A 6,191-nucleotide genomic window follows, 5' to 3' on the forward strand; every position below is an offset into this window, starting at 1 on the left:
TGGGGGGGCGCTGCCCCGGGACCCCCGCTCCTCAATCGCCGGAGGGGCTGGAATTGGCCTCCCGGTCCGTGGGGCGCGGGACGGGCTGGAATTGGCCTCCCGGTCCGCAGGGGTAGCGGGACGGGCTGGGTATGCGCGCCCCGGTCCGTGGGGCGCGGGACGGGCTGGGTATGCGCGCCCCGGTCCGTGGGGCGCGGGACGGGCTGGATTTCGGCCCCCGGTCCGTGAAGGTGCGGGGGCTAGCTGAAGATGATCATTGAGCCTTGTGCCAGGCTGCGGGTCGCTGCCGCGTGGAGGCCCAGCCAGACGTGGCGTTCCCGGGCGAACGGGCTGTCGTCGTACGGGATCGGGTCCGCCGGTTGCTCCAGGGCGGTGGGGCCGGACGGGGGTTGCGGGGCGGCCGGCGGGTTGGCCGGGTCGATGCCGATGGACGGGGCGACGAATTCCAGCTCCCGCAGCAGCCCGTGCGCGGAGCCCAGCGGGCCGCCGCCCGCCAGGAGCGCGTCGTCGGAGAGCGGGGCCGGGAAGTCCAGCGGGACGTACGCCCCGGCGTGGTCGTAGTGCCAGACCAGGTGCGACTGCTGCGCGCCCTGTTCGAACATCTCCAGGAGCTGCTCGTAGTCGCCGTCGAGACCGGCGACCGGGGTGACGGCCAGGCCGCTCAGCTGGAGCAGGTAGGCGCGGCGCAGGAAGTGCAGGGCGTCGTAGTCGAAGCCGGCCACGGGGGCGACGTCCCCGGTGAGGCCCGGCATGTAGGCGTACACGGGGACGGGAGGCAGCCCGGCCTCGTTCAGCGCCTTGTCGTAGACGGCGATCTCTTCGGCGAAGGGGTTGTCGGCGCTGTGGCACAGCACGTCGACGAGGGGAACCAGCCACAGGTCACAGGCCACGAAGTCTCGCTCTCAGGAGGGTTCCGGCGATCGTCGGGACAGCGTAATGCGGGGCGAACCTCACGCACAGTGCCCCGGGGGCTCCGGAGATGCCGGAGACTCCGGGGATGCGGCGGGCATCGGACGCAGCGGGGGCTCCGCTGAGCCCATCGAGTCCGGGGAGCCCATGAGGTCCGGGGAGCCCATGGGGTTCGGCGGTCCAGGGGCGGCCCTCCCCCCGGTCTCCCGTGCCTCCAGGCGGTCCGCCCAGGCCAGCGCGTGCGCGTAGTAGGAGTGCATGGCGGCGTGGACCTGCTCGCGGTCGCCGCGGGCGATGGCCTCGACCAGCTCCTCGTGGCCGAACCACAGCACGTTCTGGTCCATGCCGTCGCGGCGCAGCCGGTGCACGGCGAACACCCAGGCCTGGACGCGGAGTCGGGTGAGGAAGTCCGCGATGTACGGGTTGAGGACGAACTGCCCCAGCTCCCGCCAGAACCGCAGGTCGTACCCGATCAGCACGTCGAGGTCGCCGCCCTTCGCCGCGCGGACCGCCTCCGCCGCCCGGCGGCGGATCGAGGCGAGCCCCTCGGGCCGGACGGCGACCCGCTCGGCGGGGTTGCGGAAGAGGCCCTCGACGACGAGGGCGCGGGCCTCGGCCATCGCGCGGTAGTCGGCGACGGTGAACTCGCGTACCTGGAAACCCCGGTGCTGGTCGGAGGCGAGGAGCCCCTGCGCGGAGAGGTCGAAGAGGGCCTCGCGGACGGGCGTCGCGGAGACCCCGTACTGCTCGGCGATCTGCTTGACGGTGAACTCCCGGCCCGGCGGAAGACGTCCCGCGAGCACCTCGTCACGCAGCGCGTCGGCGATCTGCTGGCGCAGGGTATTGCGCGTCACACCTCCGCTCGGACTCATGCCGACCCCTTCCGTCCGCACCCGTTCGTACCCGTCCGTCCATGTCCGCCCCCGTGCGCGCCGCACGTTCCGGCGGGGGCGCCACTGGCTCGGGTCACCTTAAGCCAGGGCCGCCGCCGTGCCCGTTTCCGGGCACGGCGGGGAGACGTACGGGGGCGGTCACGTGCGGATTCGGATCGTCCGGTTACTCGGCGTACAGGAGCGTACGGGCCGGATGCGCCGTTACGACGCGCCCTGCACCGTGTACGAGTCGGCCACGGAGAGCGCCACGTCCAGGGCCGCGAGCCCCTCCTTCGCCTCGGCCTCGGAGACGTTGCAGGCGGGGACGGCATGGGTCCGGTTCATGTTGATGAACGGCCACAGCCCCTGCTTCTTCGCCGCCGCACCGAAGGCGGCCATCGGGGCGGCGGCCTCGCCGGAGGCGTTGTACGGGACGAGCGGCTCGCGCGTCTCGCGGTCACGGACCAGCTCCAGCGCCCAGAACGCACCGAGGCCGCGGACCTCGCCGACCGAGGGGTGGCGTTCGGCGAGTTCGCGGAGGCCGGGGCCGAGAACGGTCTCCCCGATCCGGGCCGCGTGCTCGACGACCTTCTCGTCCTCCATCACGCCGATGGTGGCGACGGCGGCGGCGCAGGCCAGCGGGTGCCCGGAGTAGGTGAGGCCGCCGGGGTAGGGGCGGGTCTCGAAGGTGGCGGCGATCTCCGCGTTGATGGCGACGCCGCCGAGCGGTACGTAACCGGAGTTGACGCCCTTGGCGAAGGTCAGCAGGTCCGGCACGACGTCGAAGTGGTCGGCGGCGAACCACGCGCCGGTGCGGCCGAACCCGGCCATCACCTCGTCGAGCACGAAGACGATCCCGTACCGGTCGCAGATCTCGCGGACGCCCGCCAGGTAGCCCGGCGGCGGGGTCATGATGCCCGCCGTGCCCGGGATGGTCTCCAGGATGATCGCGGCGATGGCGGACGGGCCCTCGTAGGCGAGGGTGTCCTCCAGGTGCTGGAGCGCGCGGGCGCACTCCTCGGCCTCGTTCGCCGCGTGGAACGGGGAACGGTAGAGGAACGGGGCCCAGAAGCGGACGACGCCCGCCGAGCCGTTGTCGGAGGGCCAGCGGCGCGGGTCGCCGGTGAGGTTGATCGCGGTGGAGGTCGCGCCGTGGTACGAGCGGTAGGCGGAAAGCACCTTCGGACGGCCGGTGTGCAGCCGGGCCATGCGGATGGCGTTCTCGACGGCCTCGGCCCCGCCGTTGGTGAAGAAGATCTTGTCCAGGTCGCCCGGGGTGCGCTCGGCGATGAGGCGTGCGGCCTCGGAGCGCGACTCGACGGCGAACGCGGGCGCGAAGGTGGCGAGCTTGCCCGCCTGCCCCTGGATCGCGGCGATCACGGTGGGGTGCTGGTAGCCGATGTTGGTGTAGACGAGGCCGCTGGCGAAGTCGAGGTAGCGGTTGCCGTCGTAGTCCCAGAAGTAGGACCCCTCGGCGCCGGCGACGGCGAGCGGGTCGATGAGGCCCTGGGCGGACCAGGAGTGGAACACGTGCGCGCGGTCCGCGGCCTTCACGGCCGCACCGGCCGCGGGGTCGGCGTACGGGGCATGAGGGGCATGAGGGGTCATGCGGCCGAGCGTAAGCGCTGGTGGGGGGTGGCCTCCATGGCCACCTTGTACGGCCTGGGGCGGATGGATCGGCAGGGTGTCGGGTCCGAAGCCCTCACTTCTCATTGACAGCACACTGTCGTTATGACAGTCTTCTGTCATCGAGCCGAGGAGGTCATCATGACCAGCAGCAGCGCCGGAACCGTGCATCTCGCCGTTTACGACACCTTCGCCGACTGGGAGACGGGGTACGCGACCGCCCATCTCACCCAGAACGGCTACACCGTGCGGACCGTGGGGCTCTCCCGGGAGCCGGTGACGACCATGGGCGGCCTGCGCGTCCAGCCCGACCTGGCGTTGGACGAACTACGGCCACAGGAAAGCGAGTTGCTGATCCTGACCGGTGCGGCCGGTTGGGACACGGGCGACACCCTGACTCCGTTCGCACGGGCGGCCCGGGCCTTCCTGGACGCGGGGACGCCGGTCGCGGCGATCTGCGGGGCGACGGCCGGGCTGGCCCGGGAAGGGCTGCTGGACGACCGGGCGCACACGAGCGCGATCTCCTTCTACCTCGCGGCCACGGGGTACGCGGGCGGCGAGCGGTACGTGGAGGTGGACGCGGTCACGGACGCCGGGGCGGACGGGGGCGGCGCGCTGATCACGGCCGGGCCGACGGAGCCGGTGGCGTTCGCGCGGGAGGTGTTCGGCCTGCTCGGGGTGTACGAGGGGAAGAAGCTGGACGCGTGGTACCGGCTGTTCCACGACTCGGACGCGAGCGCGTACGAGGTGTTGCAGGGTGAGTAGCGAGGGTGCGGGGCGCGTCCCGTCCGAGCAGGAGCTGCTGAGCCGGGCGGCGCTGACGGTGTTCCGGCTGAACGGGCAGTTCCTGTCGGTGGCCGACGAGTTGGCGCGGCCGGGAGGGCTCACGTCGGCGTGGTGGCAGGTGCTGGGGGCGGTGCTGGTGGAGCCGTTGCCGGTGGCGGGGATCGCCCGGACGATGGGGATCACCCGGCAGAGCGTGCAGCGGATCGCGGACCTGCTGGTCGAGCGGGGGCTCGCGGAGTACGCGGAGAACCCGGCCCACCGCCGCGCGAAGCTGTTGCGGGCGACGGGGGCGGGGCGCGATGCGGTGGCCCGGATCGGCCCGCCCCACGCGGAGTTCGCGGCACGGCTGGCGGGGGAGGTGGGGGCGGAGGACCTGGCGGAGACGGTGCGGGTGCTGGAGCGGTTGTCGGGGGCCCTGGACAGCTTGGCCGCTGCGGACGGGGGTGCTTCCAGCCCGTCTGGCTCCCAGGCCGCGAACCGGGGCACTTCAAGCCCGTCCGGCGGTTGAGCACGGAACCCTTGACCGGACAGGGGCGGTGCCACACCAGCCTGCCCGGCGGTTGAGCACGGAACCCTTGACCGGACGAGGGCGGTGCCACCCAAGCCCGTCCGGCGATTGAGGACGGAACCCTTGATCCACGAGGGCGGTGCGCGGGCCGGGACCGTACCCCGGAGCACCCGGCACGTTCAGGCCGAGGACCGACACCTCGACGGTTCCGTCCTCAAACGCCGGACGGGCTGGAGAGGCGGGGCCCGGACGGGCCGGTGGGCGCCGCCCGGCGGTCGGGCGGGGAACCGGAGCGCGGGGAGACGTGTCGTGGAGGGGGACCGTGGCTCCGCCGTCCCGGCCCGGCGGGGCTATCCTCGTGCGGGCCGCACGGGGGAGGAAGCGCACCATGGACAAGCTCGGGCCCGACGACCCGCACCGCATCGGCGCGTACCGGCTCCTCGGCCGCCTCGGCGAGGGCGGCATGGGCCAGGTCTTCCTCGCCCGCTCCGACCGCGGCCGCACCGTCGCCCTCAAGCTCGTCCGCCGCGAGCTCGCCGAGCAGCCCGAGTTCCGCGCCCGCTTCCGCCAGGAGGTCCGCGCCGCGCACCGGGTCGGCGGTGCGTGGACCGCCCCGGTGCTGGACTCCGACACCGAGGCCCCCGTCCCCTGGGTCGCCACCGGTTACGTCGCCGGGCCCTCCCTCCAGCGCATCGTCTCGGGCCGCCCCGGCACCCCGGTCACCGCGTCGGGGGCGTACGGGCCGCTGCCGTCGCGTTCCGTACGGTTCCTGGGGTCCGGGCTCGCCCACGCCCTCCAGCACATCCACGGGGCCGGGCTCATCCACCGGGACCTGAAGCCGTCCAACGTGCTGCTGACCATCGACGGGCCCCGGGTCATCGACTTCGGCATCGCCCGCGCCCTGGAGTCCGTGGCCGACGGCGATCTGACCCGGACGGGGGTCCTGGTCGGCTCGCCCGGGTTCATGGCCCCGGAGCAGGTGCGCGGCGAGCGGGTGACCACCGCGTGCGACGTGTTCTGCCTCGGGTCCGTCCTCGCGTACGCCGCGTCGGGACGGCTGCCGTTCGGTACCGGCGAGAGCGGCGGGGTGCATGCCCTGATGTTCCGGATCGCCCAGGAGGAACCGGACCTGACCGGCGTCCCGGAGGAGCTGGCCGGCGTCGTACGGGACTGCCTGGCGAAGGACCCGGCGGACCGGCCCGGCACCGCCGAGATACTGGGCCGCCTTGGCGAGGCGGAGACGGACGAGCCCTGGCTGCCCGGCACGCTCCTCGCCCAACTCGGCCGCCAGGCGGTGGGGTTGCTCGACGCGGAGGACCCGGAGGAGCCGGAGGAGCCCGAGCAGTCGGAGGAGCCGGAGGAGCCGGAGGAGCCCGAGCAGTCGGAGGGCCCGGAGCAGTCGGATGGCCCGGCTGGCGCCCGCATCCCGGCGCCCCCGCGTACGCCGCACGCCGCCCACGCCCCGCACAGCGTCCCCACCCCCATACCGG

Annotated in this window: 6 protein-coding genes; 3 read left to right on the forward strand and 3 right to left on the reverse strand. The window is 73.5% G+C overall.

Features of this window, described 5'->3' with window-relative positions; all coding sequences use genetic code 11:
• Positions 1-239 precede the first annotated feature (239 nt).
• The 3 genes from JS521_RS32965 to JS521_RS32975 all read right to left on the reverse strand — a co-directional run bounded on the left by JS521_RS32965 (position 240) and on the right by JS521_RS32975 (position 3,389).
• Positions 240-890, reverse strand: coding sequence for a putative DNA-mimic protein (locus JS521_RS32965; protein WP_205086569.1), 651 nt, complete (start codon positions 888-890; stop codon positions 240-242).
• A gap of 60 nt (positions 891-950) precedes the next feature.
• Entirely contained in the window at positions 951-1,781 is an 831-nt protein-coding gene (locus JS521_RS32970) for a GntR family transcriptional regulator (protein WP_205086570.1), read from the reverse strand.
• Between the two features lie 222 nt (positions 1,782-2,003).
• Positions 2,004-3,389 (reverse strand): aspartate aminotransferase family protein, encoded by a 1,386-nt coding sequence (locus JS521_RS32975; RefSeq protein ID WP_205086571.1) that lies wholly within the window; start codon positions 3,387-3,389, stop codon positions 2,004-2,006.
• 159 nt (positions 3,390-3,548) lie between these two features.
• On the opposite strand from JS521_RS32975, the gene JS521_RS32980 reads away from it, so the two are divergent.
• The 3 genes from JS521_RS32980 to JS521_RS32990 all read left to right on the forward strand — a co-directional run.
• Positions 3,549-4,172, forward strand: coding sequence for a DJ-1/PfpI family protein (locus JS521_RS32980; RefSeq protein ID WP_205086572.1), 624 nt, complete (start codon positions 3,549-3,551; stop codon positions 4,170-4,172).
• Entirely contained in the window at positions 4,165-4,701 is a 537-nt protein-coding gene (locus tag JS521_RS32985) for a MarR family winged helix-turn-helix transcriptional regulator (RefSeq protein ID WP_205086573.1), read from the forward strand. The genes JS521_RS32980 and JS521_RS32985 overlap by 8 nt, the downstream gene beginning before the upstream one ends.
• A gap of 388 nt (positions 4,702-5,089) precedes the next feature.
• A partial coding sequence (locus tag JS521_RS32990; RefSeq protein ID WP_239488164.1) for a serine/threonine-protein kinase occupies positions 5,090-6,191 on the forward strand: 1,102 nt, incomplete at its 3' end.

The sequence above is a fragment of the Streptomyces durocortorensis genome (genome assembly GCF_016901035.1).
Lineage (GTDB): Bacteria > Actinomycetota > Actinomycetes > Streptomycetales > Streptomycetaceae > Streptomyces > Streptomyces durocortorensis.

Coding starts and splice junctions, on each gene's coding strand:
- JS521_RS32970 (WP_205086570.1), bottom strand. CDS start 1,781: ATGAGTCCGAGCGGAGGTGTGACGCGCAATACCCTGCGCCAGCAGATC.
- JS521_RS32975 (WP_205086571.1), bottom strand. CDS start 3,389: ATGACCCCTCATGCCCCTCATGCCCCGTACGCCGACCCCGCGGCCGGT.
- JS521_RS32980 (WP_205086572.1), top strand. CDS start 3,549: ATGACCAGCAGCAGCGCCGGAACCGTGCATCTCGCCGTTTACGACACC.